This is a genomic window from Mycobacterium sp. IS-1264 (assembly GCF_001954195.1).
Taxonomy (GTDB): Bacteria; Actinomycetota; Actinomycetes; order Mycobacteriales; family Mycobacteriaceae; genus Mycobacterium.
The window spans coordinates 54960-71154 of sequence record NZ_MBES01000008.1 but is presented as its reverse complement, the minus strand read 5'-3'; the positions used below and the strand labels follow the sequence as shown (position 1 = coordinate 71154).

At 67.6% G+C, this 16195-nt stretch carries 15 protein-coding genes; 10 read left to right on the top strand and 5 right to left on the bottom strand.

Features of this window, described 5'->3' with window-relative positions; all coding sequences use genetic code 11:
- Positions 1-19 precede the first annotated feature (19 nt).
- Positions 20-1159 carry an FAD-dependent monooxygenase gene (locus A5744_RS01765; RefSeq protein WP_076057883.1) on the bottom strand — a complete coding sequence of 380 codons (1140 nt, stop codon included), beginning with the start codon at positions 1157-1159 and terminating at the stop codon, positions 20-22.
- A 102-nt stretch (positions 1160-1261) separates the two neighbouring features.
- Between A5744_RS01765 and A5744_RS01760 the strand changes: the two genes are divergently transcribed.
- Complete coding sequence (locus A5744_RS01760; RefSeq protein WP_076057882.1) at positions 1262-1831, top strand: TetR family transcriptional regulator; 570 nt, start codon at positions 1262-1264, stop codon at positions 1829-1831.
- A gap of 17 nt (positions 1832-1848) precedes the next feature.
- On the opposite strand, the gene A5744_RS01755 is transcribed toward A5744_RS01760, so the two are convergent.
- Positions 1849-3321 (bottom strand): carboxyl transferase domain-containing protein, encoded by a 1473-nt coding sequence (locus A5744_RS01755; RefSeq protein ID WP_076057881.1) that lies wholly within the window; start codon positions 3319-3321, stop codon positions 1849-1851.
- Positions 3322-3363: 42 nt separating this feature from the next.
- Between A5744_RS01755 and A5744_RS01750 the strand changes: the two genes are divergently transcribed.
- The 9 genes from A5744_RS01750 to A5744_RS01710 all read left to right on the top strand — a co-directional run bounded on the left by A5744_RS01750 (position 3364) and on the right by A5744_RS01710 (position 12692).
- Positions 3364-4095: an enoyl-CoA hydratase gene (locus A5744_RS01750; protein ID WP_076057880.1), complete on the top strand. Its 732-nt coding sequence runs from the start codon at positions 3364-3366 to the stop codon at positions 4093-4095.
- A 5-nt stretch (positions 4096-4100) separates the two neighbouring features.
- Positions 4101-5216, top strand: a complete 1116-nt coding sequence (locus A5744_RS01745; protein ID WP_076057916.1) for an MBL fold metallo-hydrolase — start codon at positions 4101-4103, stop codon at positions 5214-5216.
- A gap of 31 nt (positions 5217-5247) precedes the next feature.
- A complete protein-coding gene (locus tag A5744_RS01740; protein ID WP_076057879.1) occupies positions 5248-6819 on the top strand; it encodes a serine hydrolase in 1572 nt (523 codons plus the stop codon).
- Positions 6816-9218, top strand: coding sequence for a cation-translocating P-type ATPase (locus A5744_RS01735; protein WP_076057878.1), 2403 nt, complete (start codon positions 6816-6818; stop codon positions 9216-9218). The genes A5744_RS01740 and A5744_RS01735 overlap by 4 nt, the downstream gene beginning before the upstream one ends.
- Before the next feature lie 34 nt (positions 9219-9252).
- A complete protein-coding gene (locus A5744_RS01730; RefSeq protein ID WP_076057877.1) occupies positions 9253-9441 on the top strand; it encodes an antitoxin in 189 nt (62 codons plus the stop codon).
- A 4-nt stretch (positions 9442-9445) separates the two neighbouring features.
- Positions 9446-9919 carry an SRPBCC family protein gene (locus A5744_RS01725; RefSeq protein WP_076057876.1) on the top strand — a complete coding sequence of 158 codons (474 nt, stop codon included), beginning with the start codon at positions 9446-9448 and terminating at the stop codon, positions 9917-9919.
- Complete coding sequence (locus tag A5744_RS01720) at positions 9903-11126, top strand: cyclopropane-fatty-acyl-phospholipid synthase family protein (RefSeq protein ID WP_083679172.1); 1224 nt, start codon at positions 9903-9905, stop codon at positions 11124-11126. Before A5744_RS01725 ends, A5744_RS01720 begins: the two co-directional genes overlap by 17 nt.
- 74 nt (positions 11127-11200) lie before the next feature.
- Positions 11201-11974 (top strand): VOC family protein, encoded by a 774-nt coding sequence (locus tag A5744_RS01715; RefSeq protein ID WP_076057914.1) that lies wholly within the window; start codon positions 11201-11203, stop codon positions 11972-11974.
- 283 nt (positions 11975-12257) lie between these two features.
- On the top strand, positions 12258-12692 hold the full coding sequence (locus A5744_RS01710; protein WP_076057875.1) for a hypothetical protein: 435 nt from the start codon (positions 12258-12260) through the stop codon (positions 12690-12692).
- Between the two features lie 3 nt (positions 12693-12695).
- On the opposite strand, the gene A5744_RS01705 is transcribed toward A5744_RS01710, so the two are convergent.
- Genes A5744_RS01705 through A5744_RS01695 form a run of 3 tightly spaced genes read right to left on the bottom strand, consistent with a single transcriptional unit; the run spans position 12696 to position 15908 of the window.
- The gene (locus tag A5744_RS01705; protein WP_076057874.1) at positions 12696-13169 is read right to left on the bottom strand and encodes a VOC family protein; all 474 of its coding nucleotides are present in this window, start codon (positions 13167-13169) and stop codon (positions 12696-12698) included.
- Positions 13166-14680 carry a carotenoid oxygenase family protein gene (locus A5744_RS01700; protein ID WP_076057873.1) on the bottom strand — a complete coding sequence of 505 codons (1515 nt, stop codon included), beginning with the start codon at positions 14678-14680 and terminating at the stop codon, positions 13166-13168. The genes A5744_RS01705 and A5744_RS01700 overlap by 4 nt, the downstream gene beginning before the upstream one ends.
- Position 14681: 1 nt before the next feature.
- The gene (locus tag A5744_RS01695) at positions 14682-15908 is read right to left on the bottom strand and encodes an acetyl-CoA acetyltransferase (protein WP_076057872.1); all 1227 of its coding nucleotides are present in this window, start codon (positions 15906-15908) and stop codon (positions 14682-14684) included.
- Positions 15909-16195 lie beyond the last annotated feature (287 nt).

The window sequence follows — 16195 nt, the reverse complement described above, 5'->3', positions numbered from 1 at the left end:
GTGGGAGGCGCGACTCTGCTCACCGGCGGTCGAGCCCGCTGAGCTGAACCGCAATCTGCCGGCGCACCGCGGGAACTCCCGCGGCCAGGCGCATGGCCGAGTTGCGGACCGGGCGCACCGGGCGCGGCAGGGTCGCCATCTTGGTCAGGCGTCCGGTCAGTTTCAGAACCTGCTCGGCATATCCGCGCTGGACGGCGGCGTAGGCGTCCAACGCGGTGTCCGAGCCGCCGCCCACGACCTCGGAGAGCGCGCGGGCAAGCGAAATCGCGTCGAGGATACCGAGATTCATGCCCTGGCCGCCGGCGGGGCTGTGCACGTGGGCGGCGTCACCGGCCAGCAGTAGTCGCCCGGCTCGGTAGCTGTCGGCGACGCGGTGGTGGATGTGGAACCGCGTTCCCCACAGCAGCTCGGTGACCACCGACTCGCCGGGTCCGAATCCCCGGCTGTCCAGCAGCGCCTGCACGAACTCCGCCGAGGGCTCCTTCGGTGCGTTCGCGGCGGGCGCGACGATGCGGAAGATGTCGCCGGGTAGCGGCGCCAGCACGGTCAGGCCTTCGTTGGCGTAGAACAGGATCACCTCGTCGCGGGGTGCGGCACCTGCCAGCCGCACGTCGGCGAGTGTGAACGATTCGGCGAATTCGCTTCCGGCAAAGCCGATCCCGGCCTGCTCACGGACCACGCTCTTCATACCGTCGGCACCGACGACATAGCGGGCTCGAATGGTCTCGCCGTCGTCGAAGGTGGCCGTGACGCCGTCCGCGTCCTGGGCCAGGCGGCGCAGCGTCTTGGGTCGGATCACCTCACCGCCCAGTTCGTGCAGTCGCTCCAGCAGGAGCCGTTCGGTGTCGGCCTGGGAGATCATCAGGCTGTACGGATATTTCGTCGGCAGCTTGCTGAAGTCGATGGAGACGAGCACGTGTCGGCCCTCCCGCATGGTGAAGCGCGGCGCGATCAGCCCCGCGTTGACCAGCCGCCGGGAGACGTCGATGTCTTCGAGCACCTCGAGCGTGCGGGCGTTCACCACCGCCGCGCGGGTGGTGTTCTGGCCCTCGGCCAGCGCGTCCACCAGGACGGCGCGGACTCCGCGGGCGATCAGGGAAGCGGCGGCGGCGAGGCCGGTGGGACCTGCGCCAACGACGAGGACATCGGTGTCGTTCATGGTTGGCTCCTTTGCGGTGGATAAGTCAACGCTTGTTGGCATAACTCCATGCTGGCGTGTCTTGCGTGCAATGTCAACAGTTGTTGGCCTACAATTGTTGACATGAGGCGATCATCCGAACAGACGAAAGCGGCGATCCTGGCGGCGGCCCGCGAAAGGTTCGGCGCGGCCGGTTTCCAGGCGGCGACGATCCGGGCGATCGCCGCCGATGCCGGCGTGGATCCGGCGATGGTGATGCGCTACTACGGCAGCAAGGACAAGTTGTTTGCCGCCGCGGCCGAGTTCGACCTCAGGTTTCCCGACTACGCGGCGACCGACCCCGCACAGGTCGGACGCTCGCTCGTCCGGCACTTTCTCGAACGCTGGGAGGGCGACGAGGCGCTGGTGATCCTGCTGCGGTCCAGCGCCACCAACGGCGAAGCGGCGCAACGGATGCAGCGGATCTTCGAAAGCCAGGTGGAACCGTTGGTTGCGGCCCTGGCGCCAGCGGCCGAACACGAAGTTCGCGCCGGGCTGATCGCCACCCAGATCATCGGTATGGCGTTCTGCCGCTTCGTATTACGGCTGCCGCCCGTCGTTCAAATGACGCGCGACGAGATCGTCGACTGGCTCGGCCCGACGATACAGCGCTATTTCGGCCTCGCCTCCGAGGACGCCGTCGCCGAGACATAAACCAACGCCTAAGCGGCTCAGGGCAATCCGATGCGGCGGTAACGCCGCAACCGCGCGGACAGGCGTTCGGCATCGGCAATTCCACGCAGCGCGTGCAGTTCGGCGGCTATCGCGTGCGACAGTCGCTGGGAGAACTCGACCGGCTCGTCGGCGGCGTCGGGATATTCCGGCACAATGACGTCGACGATGCCCGACCGCACCAGGTCGGCCGACCGGATGCCTTGGGCCGCAGCGAGTTCGGGCGCATGCGCGGTGTCGCGGAACACGATCGCACTGGCTCCCTCCGGCGGGAGCGGCGCGAGCCAGCCGTGCAGCGCGGCCAGCACCCGGTCGGCGGGCACCATCGCCAGCGCCGGGCCGCCGCTGCCCTGGCCCAGCAGCACCGACACCGTCGGGGTCTCCAACGTCACGAGCTCGGCCAGGCACTGGGCGATCTGGCCGGCCAGCCCGCCCTGCTCGGCGTCGGCCGACAACGCGGGGCCGGCGGTGTCGATCACCAGCACCAGCGGTAGGCGCAGTTCGGCGCCCAGCGCCATGCCGCGCCGGGCCTCACGCAGCGATGCAGGCCCGACCAGCCCGCCGGTGAGCCGCTGCTGGCCGAGCACGACCGCGGGCTGGCCGCAAAACCGGGCCAGCGCCAGCATTGTCGTCGCCGCCTCGCCCTGTCCGGTGCCGGAGAGCAGCACCCGGTCGGTGGTTCCGTGTCTTAGCAGGTGTCCGACGCCCGGCCGGTCCGGTCGTCGCGACGCCACCACCGAGTCCCACGCCGGCACGTCGGGGATCGGCCCGGCCGGCTGCGGCGAAATGGGCGGTTCGGGCTCGTCGGCGATCACCGTGAGCGCGCGATCGACCATGCGCCGCAGGCCGTCCAGTGCGACGACGCCGTCGATCACCCCGTGTCGCTGCAGGTTCTCCGCGGTCTGGATCCCGGCCGGGAACGGCTCGCCGTATAGCAGCTGGTACACCCGCGGCCCGAGGAAGCCGATCATGGCGCCCGGCTCGGCGATCGTGACATGGCCCAGCGAACCCCAGGAGGCAAAGACCCCGCCGGTAGTGGGATGCCGCAGGTAGACCAGGTAGGGCAGGCGCGCCTGTTTGTGCAGCCGGACGGCCGCCGCGATCTTCACCATCTGCAGAAACGCGACGGTGCCCTCCTGCATGCGGGTCCCACCGGAACTCGGCGAGGCCAGCAGCGGCAGCCGCTCGGCGGTCGCCCGCTCCACGGCGGAGGTGATCCGCTCCGCCGCCGCCACCCCGATCGAGCCGGCGAGGAAGCCGAACTCGCAGACGACCACCGCCACCCGGCGCCCGTGCACGCGCCCCTCGCCGGTCAGCACCGATTCGTCCAGGCCGGTGGCGGAGCGGGCGCCGGCAAGCTCTCGCGCGTACGAGTCGGTCACCGGCACGGCCAGCGGCTCTCGGTCCCAGCTGACGAAGGAGCCCTCGTCCAGGACCGCGTCGCGCAGCTGCTCGGTCGTGATACGACTCACGCGACGAGGCTATATACAAAGCGGCTATATAGGCTGGGCCCCATGATCGGTGTCACACAGGCCGAAGCCGTCATGACGATTGAGCTGCAGCGCCCCGAGCGTCGCAATGCCCTGAACTCCCAGCTCGTCGAGGAGCTGCGGGAGGCCGTGTTGAAGGCGGCGGCGGGGTCAACCCGCGCAATTGTCCTGACCGGTCAGGGCACGGCCTTTTGCGCCGGCGCGGACCTCAGTGGCGACGCGTTCGCCGCCGACTACCCCGACCGGCTCATCGAGCTGCACAAGGTATTGGACGCCGCCCCGATCCCGGTGATCGGCGCCATCAATGGGCCCGCCATCGGTGCCGGCCTGCAGCTGGCCATGCAATGTGACCTCAGGGTCGTCGCGCCGGATGCCTTTTTCCAGTTTCCGACGTCGAAATACGGTCTCGCCCTTGATAACTGGAGCATCCGTCGGCTTGCGTCGCTCGTCGGCCACGGCCGGGCCCGAGCGATGCTGCTAGCCGCCGAGAAGCTCACCGCCGAGACGGCGCTGCAGACCGGGATGGCCAACCGCATCGGTCACCTCGAAGACGCCCAGGCCTGGGCCGCCGAGATCGCCGGCCTGGCCCCCTTGGCGATCCAGCACGCCAAGCGGGTGCTCAACGACGACGGCTCCATCGAGGAGGCGTGGCCGGAGCACAAGGAACTGTTCGACAAGGCCTGGGCGAGCCAGGACGTCATCGAGGCGCAGATCGCCCGCGTGGAGAAGCGACCGCCGAAGTTCCAGGGAGCTTGACCATCATGGTCCGTGCAGCGCTACGACTGGCCGCCGGCACGGCCACACTGGCGGCTGGCGGTTGGGCCCTGCGTGCCCTGCACGGCGCACCGGCGGCGCTGGGCGCCCATCCGGCGTCGATCCGGGCTGTGGTGCAGCGGTCGCCGAACTATCGCGACGGCGTCTTCGTCAACATCGACCCGGCCACGATCAATATGGACCGCGAGCAGCTGGGGATGATCGCGTGGGAGTTCGTGGGGGGACGCAACAGGAGCCGCCCGGCAGCGCCGATCCCGCTGGCCGCGCCGCGACTCTTCGAAGGCGACCCCGGCCGGCTCGCGGTCAGCTGGCTCGGCCACTCCACGGCGTTGCTGGAGATCGACGGTTACCGGGTGCTCACCGATCCGGTATGGAGCGACCGATGCTCCCCGTCCGACGTGGTCGGCCCGCAGCGACTGCATCCACCGCCGATAGCACTCGAAGCGTTGCCCGCCCTCGATGCCATCGTCATCAGCCATGACCACTACGACCACCTCGACATCGACACCGTGCTGGCGCTGGCCCGGACACAGCGGGCCCCGTTCTTCGTGCCCCTCGGCGTCGGCGCCCACCTGCGCTCGTGGGGTATACCCGAGCACCGCATCGTCGAACTCGACTGGAACGAGAGCAGGAAGGTCGACGAGCTGACCCTGATTTGCATGCCGGCGCGCCACTTTTCGGGGCGGTTCATGGACCGCAACACCACGCTGTGGGCGTCGTGGGGCATCATCGGCCCGAGCCATCGCGCGTACTTCGGCGGCGACACCGGTTACACGAAGAGCTTCGCGCAGATCGGCGCCGACCATGGACCGTTCGACCTGACCCTGCTGCCCATCGGGGCCTACAACCCGGCGTGGCCGGACATCCACATGAACCCCGAGGAAGCGGTCCGCGCTCATCTCGATGTGACCGTGTCCGGGTCGGGACTGCTGGTGCCGATCCATTGGGGCACCTTCCGGCTGGCCCCGCACCCGTGGGCCGAACCCGTCGAACGCCTGCTCGCGGCCGCCGAAGCCGCCGACGTCAAGGTGGCCGTCCCCGCGCCGGGGCAGCGCATCGATCCGTCCGGGCTCACACGATTCAACCCGTGGTGGCGGCTCTGATCCGGTAGCCGCCGGGCTAAAGTTTGCGGCCATGACGAAACGCGCGGCAACGGCCGCTGTCGTGGTGGCCCTGCTGGCGCTGACGGGATGTGGGCCCGCCCCGGCATCGAGCCCGCTGTCGGACGCGTCGCCCGATGAGTTCTCGGGCCTGGACATCCCGGCGGGCCGTATCGACGATGCCGTCGCCAAGGTCGACGGCCTGGTGAACGACCTGATGAAGAACTCCGGTGTCCCGGGCATGGCCGTGGCGATCGTTCATGGTGGAAAGGCGTTGTACACCAAGGGCTTCGGCGTAAAAGACGCAAGCAAAGGTGACGGCCAAGCCAACAAGGTAGACGCCGACACTGTCTTCCAGCTGGCGTCGATCTCCAAGTCGGTCGGTGCGACGGTGGTGGCGCATGAAGTGACCGACAACGTGATCGGCTGGGACACGCCCGTCGTCTCCAAGCTGCCGTGGTTCGAGCTGTCAGATCCCTACGTCACTAGCCACGTGACCGTCGCCGACCTGTACTCGCATCGCTCCGGGCTGCCCGACCACGCCGGTGACCGGCTCGAGGATCTGGACTACGACCGCCGCCAGACACTCGAGCGGCTGCGGTATCTGCCGCTGGCACCTTTTCGAATCAGCTACGCCTACACCAACTTTGGCCTGACGGCTGCCGCAGAGGCGGTGGCGGCCGCCGCGGGCAAGCCGTGGGCGGACCTGTCCGACGAGGTGCTCTACCGCCCGCTGGGGATGGCGTCGACGAGTTCGCGGTTCGCCGACTTCCTGGCCCGGCCCAACCGCGCCGTCAACCACGTCAAGGTCGGCGACAAGTGGGAACCGCGGTTTCAGAGGGATCCCGATCCGCAGTCTCCGGCCGCCGGGGTGAGTTCGTCGGTCAACGACATGGCCCGCTGGCTGACGATGCTGCTCGCCAACGGGACGTACAACGGGCAGCGGATCACCTCGCCCGAGGCGCTGCTGCCTGCCGTTACCCCGCAGGCCGTTTCGAGGCCCCCGGCGACGCCCAAGTCGCGGGGGAGCTTCTACGGCCACGGATTCGCGGTGTCGGTGAACTCGTCGGGCCGCACCACGTACAGCCATTCGGGCGCGTTCACGTTGGGGGAGTCGACGAACTTCGTGGTGATGCCGTCCGAGGACCTGGCGATCATCGCCCTGACCAACGCCGCGCCGTACGGCGTGCCGGAGACGCTGACCGCGCAGTTCATGGATCTGGTGCAGTACGGGCAGATTCGCGAGGATTGGGCGTCGGTGTACAAGAATGCGATCGCCCCGATCAACAACCCGGAGGGCTCGCTTGTCGGCAAGAAACCGCCCGACAACCCGGCGCAGGCCAGGCCGCTGAGCGATTACGTCGGAACGTACGCCAACGACTACTGGGGCCCGGCCATCGTCAGCGAACACGACGGCGCCCTGCAGCTCGAGCTCGGGCCGAAAAATCAGAAGTTCGCCCTGACCCACTGGGATGGCGATACGTTCACTTTCTTGCTGACGAACGAAAATGCCCCGCCCGGAACGGTTTCCAAGGCAACCTTCGCCGGAAACACGCTGAACCTCGAGTACTACGACGCAAACAAGCTGGGGACGTTCACCCGATGAGCTCATCGGTGAGCAACGGTCTGACCGATGCCGAGGTGGCACATCGGGTAGCCGACGGCAAGAGCAACGCCGTTCCGCAACGCGCCGCGCGCAGCGTCGCGGAAATCGTTCGGGCCAACGTCTTCACCCGGATCAACGCGATCCTGGGTGTCCTGTTCGTAATCGTGCTGACGACAGGCTCGGTGATCAACGGATTGTTCGGCCTGCTCATCATCGCCAACAGCGTCATCGGCATGGTCCAGGAAATCCGGGCCAAGCAGACGCTGGACAAGCTGGCGATCATCGGGCAGGCGAAGCCGTTGGTGCGCAGGCAATCCGGGACACGAGCGCTGCCGGCGGGCGAGGTGGTACTCGACGACGTCATCGAGCTCGGCCCGGGGGACCAGATCGTCGTCGACGGCGAGATCCTCGAGGAGGAGAACCTGGAGGTTGACGAATCGCTGCTGACCGGTGAGGCGGACCCCGTCGACAAGAACGTCGGCGACGCGGCGATGTCGGGCAGTTTCGTCGTCGCCGGAACCGGGGCATACCGCGCCACCAAGGTCGGCCCGGACGCCTATGCCGCCCGGCTTGCCGAGGAGGCCAGCAAGTTCACCCTGGTGAAATCCGAACTGCGCAACGGCATAAACCGGATTCTGCAGTTCGTCACCTACCTCTTGGTGCCGGCCGGCCTGCTGACGATCTACACCCAGTTCTTCACCACGCACGCGGGATGGCGGCAGTCCGTGCTGCGCACGGTCGGCGCGCTGGTGCCGATGGTGCCCGAAGGCCTGGTCCTGCTGACATCGGCCGCGTTCGCGGTCGGGGTCGTCCGGCTGGGTCAGCGGCGATGCCTGGTGCAGGAGTTGCCCGCGATCGAGGGATTGGCCCGCGTCGACGTGGTCTGCGCCGACAAAACCGGCACCTTGACCGAAACCGGCATGCGGATCTCGGACGTCGAGCAATTGGGTCCCACAGAACAAACCGTCGCCGATGTGCTGGCCTCGCTTGCCGCCGCCGACGCCCGCCCCAATGCAAGCATGCGTGCGATCGCCGAGACCTATGGCGAACCGCCCGGCTGGATCGCCACGGCCAGCGCGCCTTTCAAGTCGGCCACGAAGTGGAGTGGCGTGTCCTATCGCGACCACGGCAACTGGGTGATCGGCGCCCCCGATGTCCTGCTCGATCCGGCATCGGCGGCAGCGGAACGGGCCGAACGTGTCGGCGCCGAGGGGTTGCGGGTGCTTCTGCTGGGCTCCGCCGAGGAGCCCGTGAATCAGCCGGACGCGCCGGGTCAGGTCACGCCGGTCGCGCTGGTGGTGCTCGAGCAGAAGGTGCGGCCGGATGCCCGTCAGACGCTGGATTACTTTGCCGCCGAGGGTGTTTCGGTCAAGGTGATCTCCGGTGACAATGCGGTGTCGGTGGGCGCCGTGGCCGGCGAGCTCGGGCTGCACGGCGAGACGATGGACGCGCGGCAACTGCCGACGGACAAGGACGGACTGGCTGACACACTCGAGTCCTACACCACGTTCGGCCGGGTCCGGCCCGACCAGAAACGTGCGATCGTGCACGCCCTGCAATCGCGCGGCCACACGGTGGCGATGACGGGTGACGGCGTCAACGATGTGCTGGCCCTCAAGGATGCCGATATCGGCGTCGCAATGGGCGCCGGAAGCCCGGCGGCGCGGGCGGTTGCACAGATCGTCTTGCTGGACAATCGATTTGCCACACTTCCTTACGTCGTCGGTGAAGGCCGGCGGGTGATCGGCAATATCGAACGGGTCGCCAACCTGTTTTTGACCAAGACCGTGTATTCGGCGCTGCTGGCACTGTTCGTGGGTATCGAATGCCTGTTTTCCGGTCCGCTCAAGGCGGACCCGTTGCTGTATCCGTTTCAGCCGATCCACGTCACCATCGCGGCGTGGTTCACGATCGGCATCCCGTCGTTCGTCCTGTCGCTGGCACCAAACAACGAGCGCGCACACCCCGGCTTCGTGCGGCGGGTGTTGACGTCCGCGCTGCCGTCGGGACTCATCGTCGGCGCCGCTACCTTTGCCTCCTACCTGCTGGCCTACCACGGTCGCCATGCCACGTTCCAGCAACAAGACCAAGCGTCGACCGCGGCGCTGATCACGCTGCTGGTGACCGCGCTGTGGGTGCTGGCGGTGGTGGCGCGTCCCTACCAGTGGTGGCGGGTGGCGCTGGTGATCGGCTGCGGGTTGGCGTACGTCGTGATCTTCAGCGTCCCGTTGGCCCAGAAGAAGTTCCTGCTCGACCCGTCGAATGTGGCTGTGACGTCGACCGCGCTGGGCGTCGGGGTGTTGGGCGCGGTCGCGATCGAGGCGGCGTGGTGGATCAGGGCCAGGATCCTCGGCGTGCGGCCGCAGTTGTGGCGGGAACCGGTGAGGGCCGCCAAGTAGAATTCGCGGGGTATCAGCGGGGAAGGAACGGCGCATGGGATTCCTGGACAAGGCGAAGGATCTGTTGTCGCAAAACGCCGACAAGGTCGGGGAGGCAATCGACAAGGCCGGCGAGTTCGTCGACGAAAAGACGCAAGGCAAATACTCCGACACCATCCACAAGGTGCAGGAGGAGGCCAAGAAGGCCGCCGACTCGGCCGCCAACGGCGACCAACAGAACTGAGCGCATGGCCAAACTCTCCGGATCAATCGACGTACCCCTGGCGCCCGAACAGGCCTGGAAGCACGCCTCCGATCTCTCCCGGTATCGGGAGTGGCTGACCATCCACCGGGTGTGGCGCAGCACGCTGCCCGACCAGATCGAGAAGGGCACGGTCGTCGAGTCGATCGTCGAGGTCAAGGGCATGTACAACCGGATCCGCTGGACGGTCGTGCGCTATAAGCCACCGGAAGGCATGACCCTCAACGGCGACGGCGTCGGCGGGGTGAAGGTCAAGCTGATGGCCAAAGTCGCGCCGAAGGACGACGGCTCCGTCGTCAGCTTCGACGTGCACCTCGGTGGGCCCGCGCTGTTCGGGCCGATCGGCATGATCGTCGCCGCGGCGCTGCGAAGCGATATCCGCGACTCCCTGGAGAACTTCGTCACCGTGTTCACCGGACCCAATCCGCGCCTGAACGGGGATCGTGGCTCCGGTCGCTAATCGCCTGGCGGACCTGCTTCGAACCACCGCCGGGGTCGACCCGCCCGTCCGCATTCGCGCGTGGGACGGAAGCGAGATCGGCCCGGACGACGGCCCGGTCCTGGTATTGCGGTCGCGGCGCGCCCTGCGCCGATTGCTGTGGCGCCCAGGCGAACTCGGCCTCGCTCGCGCCTACGTGACCGGTGACATCGATGTCGAGGGTGACCTGACCGAGGGATTGCGGCGGGCCTGGCGGCTGGCCCGATCGCGCCCCGGTGCCGGCGCGACGCTTCCGCCCCAGGCTCGGGCGCTGGCGGCGCTGCACGCGGTGCGGCTGGGGGTAATCGGCCCGCCGCCCAAGGCGCCGGCCAGCGAGGCGCGGCTGTCGGGCCGGCTGCATACCCGGCGCCGCGATCGCGCCGTCATCGCGCACCACTACGACCTGTCCAACGATTTCTACCGGCTGCTGCTCGACGAGCACATGGCGTATTCGTCGGCGTATTTCACCCGTCCGGGCCAGTCGCTGCACGACGCGCAGACGGCGAAGCTGGACATGATCTGCCGCAAGCTTGACCTCAAATCGGGGATGCGGCTGCTGGACGTCGGCTGTGGTTGGGGATCGCTGATCCTGCACGCGGCGCACCGCTACGGAGTGCGCGCCGTGGGGATCACGCTGTCGGCGCAGCAGCGCGATTTCACCCTCGCCCGCGCCACCGAGCGTGGTCTGGCCGACAGCGTCGAGGTCCGGCTGCAGGACTATCGCGATCTGAGCGATGAGACGTTCGACGCGGTCGCGTCCGTCGAGATGGGCGAGCACGTGGGCGAGCGGCTATATCCCAGCTACATCGCGATCCTCGATCGCGCGCTGCGGCCCGGCGGCAGGCTGTTGCTGCAGCAGATGTCGCGGCGCGCCGATGCCGCGCCGGGCGGGGGAGCGTTCATCGAGGCCTACATCGCGCCCGACATGCACATGCGGCCGCTCTGGCAGACGCTGCGCTACCTGCAGGACGCGGGCTTGGAGATCCGTTCGGTCGCGGCGATGCGCGAGCACTACGCGCGCACCGCCGAACATTGGCTGAACACGCTGGAGAGCCGCTTCGACGAATTCGTGGCGTTGCAGGGTGAAGAGGTCGCCCGGGTGTGGCGGCTGTATCTGGCCGGCGGCGGCCTGGCCTTCGAGGAAGGCCGGATGGGTGTGGATCAGATCTTGGCAGCCAAGCCTCGATGAGTTTCCGGTTTGCCGCGAGTCGATATGTGTGAACCCGCGACCGCGGGGCACTGCGACACCTGATGGAGGAGATCGTGCCCATTCGTGACGGCGCGCCGCTGGGCGCTCCCTGCTGGATCGATTTGACGACGTCGGAACTCGACCGCGCCCAGGACTTCTACGGCACGGTGTTCGGCTGGACCTTCGAGTCCGCCGGTCCCGAGTACGGGGGATATGTCAACGCCGCCAAGGACGGCCACCCCGTGGCCGGGCTGATGGCCAACCGGCCCGAGTTCGGCGCCCCGGACAACTGGGCCACCTACTTCCACACCGCCGACGTCAACGGGACGATGGCGGCCGCGACCGCGGCGGGTGGCATGGCGTGCATGGGGCCGATGGAGGTCCCGGCCAAGGGCCACATGGGCCTGGCGAGCGATCCGTCGGGCGCGATCTTCGGGCTGTGGCAGCCGTTGGAGCACCGTGGGTTCGAGGTGATCGGTGAGGCCGGCTCCCCGGTGTGGCATCAGCTGACCACCCGCGATTACCGCGCCGCGGTCGACTTCTACCGTGAGGTCTTCGGGTGGCGGACCGAGCAGGTTTCCGACACGGACGAATTCCGGTACGCCACAGCTTCGTTCGGCGATCAGCAATTGCTCGGAATGATGGATGGCAGCGGCTTCCTCCCCGAGGGCGTGCCCTCGAATTGGAGCATCTTCTTCGGGGCCGAGGATGTCGACAAGACCCTGCAGGTGATCGCCGACAACGGCGGTGCCGTGGTGCGGGGGGCCGAGGACACCCCGTACGGCCGGCTGGCCGCGGCCAGCGACCCGACGGGTGTCATCTTCAACTTGTCGTCGCTGGAGAGCTAACAGGTCTGAAGAACATCCGCCCCATGGGTCACGGCCGAAGGGGAACCAGGGGTTTTGCCCGCCTCTGAGCGACAGCCCCACCCCCGGGGCGAAAGGCCAGTACACTGCCGCGTATCGGCATTGTCGCTGGGAGGCGGGCAAAACGCCTGTCCCCAGTCCGGGGGAGGGAAGTGACGGGTGTGACTCAGGTGTCGGGTTGTGCGGCAAGTGCATTCGTAGCCGCGATCCTCATACGCCGCGTGGCGAGCGACGACTGGTTCGAGCTCCTACTACTGTCGAAACCATGACTCGCCGCCTGCACCCCGGTTGGCTGGTGGCGTTTTTCGCCTTGTTGGTTTCGGCCAGCGCGTGGATGCCGTGGCTGACGACGGCGGTCAACGGCGGCGGCTGGGCCAACGCGATCGGGGGCACCCACGGCAACCTGGAACTCCCGCGGGGGTTCGGGGCGGGGCAGCTCATCGTGTTGCTGTCCTCGACGCTGTTGGTCGCCGGGGCGATGGTGGGCCGGGGGCTGTCGGTGCGGGTCGCTTCGATTGCGGCGCTGGTTATTTCGCTGCTGCTGTTGGCGTTGACGGTGTGGTACTACAAGCTCAACGTCAATCCGCCGGTGTCCGCCGACTACGGGCTTTACGTGGGTGCGGTCGGCGGGGGTTGTGCGGTGGTCTGCTCGCTTTTCTCGGTGATCGCCGCGCTCGCGTCCGGTCGGCCTCCCCGCTGAAGCTCAGGCGGGCGGGAACTCGTGCTTGCCTGAGGCGGAGCTGCCGTCGGGTTCGTTGACGCCGAACACGAAGGGCGCGAACACGACTTCGCGGCCGTCCGGGTCGCGGTAGGTGACCGCCCCCGTCGCCTCCCAGTAGGGATGCTGCTCGACGGGCTCCTGCCCCGCCTGCTGCAAGCGCGCGATCGCGGCGCGCTGGGCGTGCTTGTCCGGGAAGTACAGGCACAGCTGCTCGTGACGGTCCACCGCGACTTCCTCGTCCGCCTCGACGATTTCCATCGTCAGGTTCCAGCTGGGCAAGCCGAAGATCGCGCCGCTGCTGCCGTAGCTGGCCTCGAACGTCTCGTAAAGCGGCAGCCCGACCAGTTCGCGGTAAAACCGCACAGTCTCTTCGAAGTTCGACGAACGCCGGGCGAAGCGAAGGGCGCCGATCGACGCCAATTCCAGTGGCCAGTGCGTCGTCCGGCGGTGCTTCATAGCCCGATGGCGGCGGCCGCCGACTCCGCGTTGTCCCAGCGCCGCAGCTGTTCGCCGGGCGCCCACGTCGAATGCGTGCCGCTGGAAATGCGTTCGGGCAGTTGAAGTTTGCACACGGGCCCGTCGCCGATCCTAGCGGCGTCGAAGATCACGCAGTAGGAGGCGTCGGCGTTCATATCGGTGGTGAGAGTGATCAGATAGCCGTCGTCCTCGCTAATAGATCCCACCCGCGGCGCCATCGCGGTCTCGCTGCCGTAAACACCGTCGCCGAACGAAAATCCCTCCTGGCCGCCGGTGCGCACGTCGTGTTTGACCAGCCCGTCGAACAGGAACCAGCCCGGCTTGCCGGTGGCAGCGTAGGTGTAGCGGTAGCCCGTGGCGGCGTAGGCGGGGTTGATCGTGCCGAATTCGGTGATGGACTCCGACAGCCGCTCTTCTTTGACCTCCCCGGTGACCAAGTTGAAGCGCCAGCGGTGCAGCCGGGCCTGCAGGCGATCCAGCGCCAGGAAGCGAAAGAGCTTCTCCCACTTGGTTCCACCGGTGTCGATCGGCTGAGGATCGCCTTCGAAGAAGCCGTCGAGCACGATCTCGTCGCCATCCTCGTAGGCGTTCGTGAAGTGCAGCACGAACGTCGGGTCCGCCTCGAACCATCGGATGTCGTCGGTACCGCCGCGGCGCGGGATCACCGCGAAGCGCGACGGAATGTCGGGGTAGAAGCGCGGCAGGTGCACGTCGTGTTCGAGCAGGCGCGGATCCCAGAACAACGGGAAATCGTTGAGGATCGCGTAGTTTTCGGTGAACGCCATATCGTGCGGCAGCCGCGGCCCGGGTAGCGGGATGTCGACATAGTGGGCCAGCTCGTTGTTCTGGTCGACGACGCCGTAGTGCATGTACGGCTCCTGCTTGCTGTAGTTGAAGAACAACAGTTCGCCCGTCCTGTGGTCGACCTTCGGATGCGCCGAGACACCCCAGTCGACCGGGAAGCGCCCGTTCCAGGTTTCCTTGCCGAGGGTATTGGCCGAGTACGGGTCGATCCGGTAGAGGTCGCCGCACTGGTAGAAGCTGGTCAGCGCGATACCTCGGTGCACGATGACGTCGGTGCTCGACGCGTCCTTCATCCGGGTGCGCGCGCCCCAGCCGTCTTCCCGCTTGGTCAATTGCACCGGCTCGGCCAGCCCCGGCCACAGCGGCTCACCGGCTTCGTTCTCGGCCAGGAATCCGTCGGTCCGCACAAAGCGATTGCGGTAGAACGCTTTTCCGTCGCGGAAACCGACCACGTGCAGCATGCCGTCGCCGTCGAACGGATGGTAGGTCTTCAACGCCGGGTGCAGCGGGTTCTCGGTGTTGCGGAGGTAGACGCCGTCCAGGTCGGCCGGGATCTCACCCGCTACGGGCGCGAGGTCGTCGGCGTCCCACTCGGTGGTCTGCGGACGCCACGGCCCCGTTCGGTACGGGTGGTCGTCGTCCTCGGGCAGGGTGGACAGGAACTTGCCGACGATCTCAACGTCCATGTCACGAGCCTTCGGTGGTGCTGACAACAAAACTGACCGTGGTGGCGGTGCTGCCGCCGAAGTTCAGGGTGCCAAAGGTTTTCGCGTCCTCGACCTGGTAGTCGCCGGCCGTGCCGCTGACTTGTTTGGCCGCGTCCAGCAGCATCCGCACACCGGAAGCCCCGACCGGGTGTCCGCCGCCGATCAGACCCCCGCTGGGGTTGATCGGCAGCCGGCCGCCGATCTCGATCTCGCCGTTTTCGATGGCCTTCCATGATTCGCCCGGGCCGGTCAGCCCGATGTGGTCGATGGCCAGGTACTCGCTGGGGGTGAAGCAGTCGTGGACCTCGATCCCGTCGAGGTCGTCGAGCGTTACCCGGGCGCGACGCAACGCGTCGAGCACCGCGGCCCGCACATGCGGCAGCACGTACGGATCGTCTGCGGCGCGGTCAAGTTTTTGTCGCAGGCCGAGGCCGACGGTGCGATGTCCCCAGCCGTCGATGCGGCCGATCGGGCTCGCATCCGGATGATCGCGCAGGTAGGCATCGTTGACCAGAACCACTCCCGCGCCGCCGTCGGTCATCTGGCTGCAGTCGAAGCGCCGTAGCCGGCCCTCGGTGATCGGGTTGGTCGCGTCGTCGTCGGTGATGGGGTCGGGGACCGTCCAGCCGCGGGTCTGGGCGTTGGGGTTGCGGCGGGCGTTGGCGAAGTTCAGTTGGGCGATAGCCCGCAAATGGGTCTCGTCCAGGCCGTAGCGCCGGTCGTATTCGTCGGCGATCTGCGCGAACATCGACGGCCACAGGTAGCGCGCGCCGGCGCCCTCGTGTCCGGTCCATGCGGCGGCGCCCAGATGCTTAGCGGCGGTGTCGCCGGGCACGGTCTTTTCCAGCTCGATCCCCACCACGAGCGCGCTGTCGTAGGAGCCCGAGCGCAGATCGGCCATCGCCGCCAACGCCGCCACGCTGCCGGACGCGCACGCGGCCTCGTGCCGAGTGGCCGGTGTGTCCCAGAGGTCGTCGCAGACCGTGGCCGGCATCGCGCCGAGGTGGCCCTGGCCGGCGAACATCTCGCCGAAGGCATTTCCGACGTGGACCACTCCGATGTCGGCGGCGTCCAGCTTGGCCGAGGCGAGGGCGCCTTCGACGACCTCGGCGGTCAATGCCGCGAAATCGCGGTTTTCTTTGGAGAGGTTGCGGGCGAAATCGCTTTGGTAACCGCCGAGAATCCACACGCCTGCCCAGCCATCCATATGCCGCACGCTACTCCTGAATGGCGCGGCCGAACGGCCGTATGCGAGGCGCTCAGGAGTTCAAATGCGGACCCGTCGGCTCTCGGGCTGAACCGACGGGACCTAGGTGTGCGCGTAGGCCGGCCAACACGCTCACCCGTTTGGGGCATTACCACCCCTGACGGAAGACAAACACACGAGCCAGCCGGCGAAGCCGGGCTGACCCTTCCGAATGCGGGCTTTCCACTGCTCAGCGAGGTGTTTGGAGGCTAGACAGCGCCTTCGACAAGAGTATCGATTCCGGCGCG

What these genes read in the sequence shown, in the direction of transcription:
- A5744_RS01765 (WP_076057883.1), bottom strand. Translation starts at nt 1,159, where the DNA reads ATGAACGACACCGATGTCCTCGTCGTTGGCGCAGGTCCCACCGGCCTC.
- A5744_RS01760 (WP_076057882.1), top strand. Translation starts at nt 1,262, where the DNA reads ATGAGGCGATCATCCGAACAGACGAAAGCGGCGATCCTGGCGGCGGCC.
- A5744_RS01750 (WP_076057880.1), top strand. Translation starts at nt 3,364, where the DNA reads ATGATCGGTGTCACACAGGCCGAAGCCGTCATGACGATTGAGCTGCAG.
- A5744_RS01745 (WP_076057916.1), top strand. Translation starts at nt 4,101, where the DNA reads ATGGTCCGTGCAGCGCTACGACTGGCCGCCGGCACGGCCACACTGGCG.
- A5744_RS01740 (WP_076057879.1), top strand. Translation starts at nt 5,248, where the DNA reads ATGACGAAACGCGCGGCAACGGCCGCTGTCGTGGTGGCCCTGCTGGCG.
- A5744_RS01735 (WP_076057878.1), top strand. Translation starts at nt 6,816, where the DNA reads ATGAGCTCATCGGTGAGCAACGGTCTGACCGATGCCGAGGTGGCACAT.
- A5744_RS01730 (WP_076057877.1), top strand. Translation starts at nt 9,253, where the DNA reads ATGGGATTCCTGGACAAGGCGAAGGATCTGTTGTCGCAAAACGCCGAC.
- A5744_RS01725 (WP_076057876.1), top strand. Translation starts at nt 9,446, where the DNA reads ATGGCCAAACTCTCCGGATCAATCGACGTACCCCTGGCGCCCGAACAG.
- A5744_RS01710 (WP_076057875.1), top strand. Translation starts at nt 12,258, where the DNA reads ATGACTCGCCGCCTGCACCCCGGTTGGCTGGTGGCGTTTTTCGCCTTG.
- A5744_RS01705 (WP_076057874.1), bottom strand. Translation starts at nt 13,169, where the DNA reads ATGAAGCACCGCCGGACGACGCACTGGCCACTGGAATTGGCGTCGATC.
- A5744_RS01700 (WP_076057873.1), bottom strand. Translation starts at nt 14,680, where the DNA reads ATGGACGTTGAGATCGTCGGCAAGTTCCTGTCCACCCTGCCCGAGGAC.
- A5744_RS01695 (WP_076057872.1), bottom strand. Translation starts at nt 15,908, where the DNA reads ATGGATGGCTGGGCAGGCGTGTGGATTCTCGGCGGTTACCAAAGCGAT.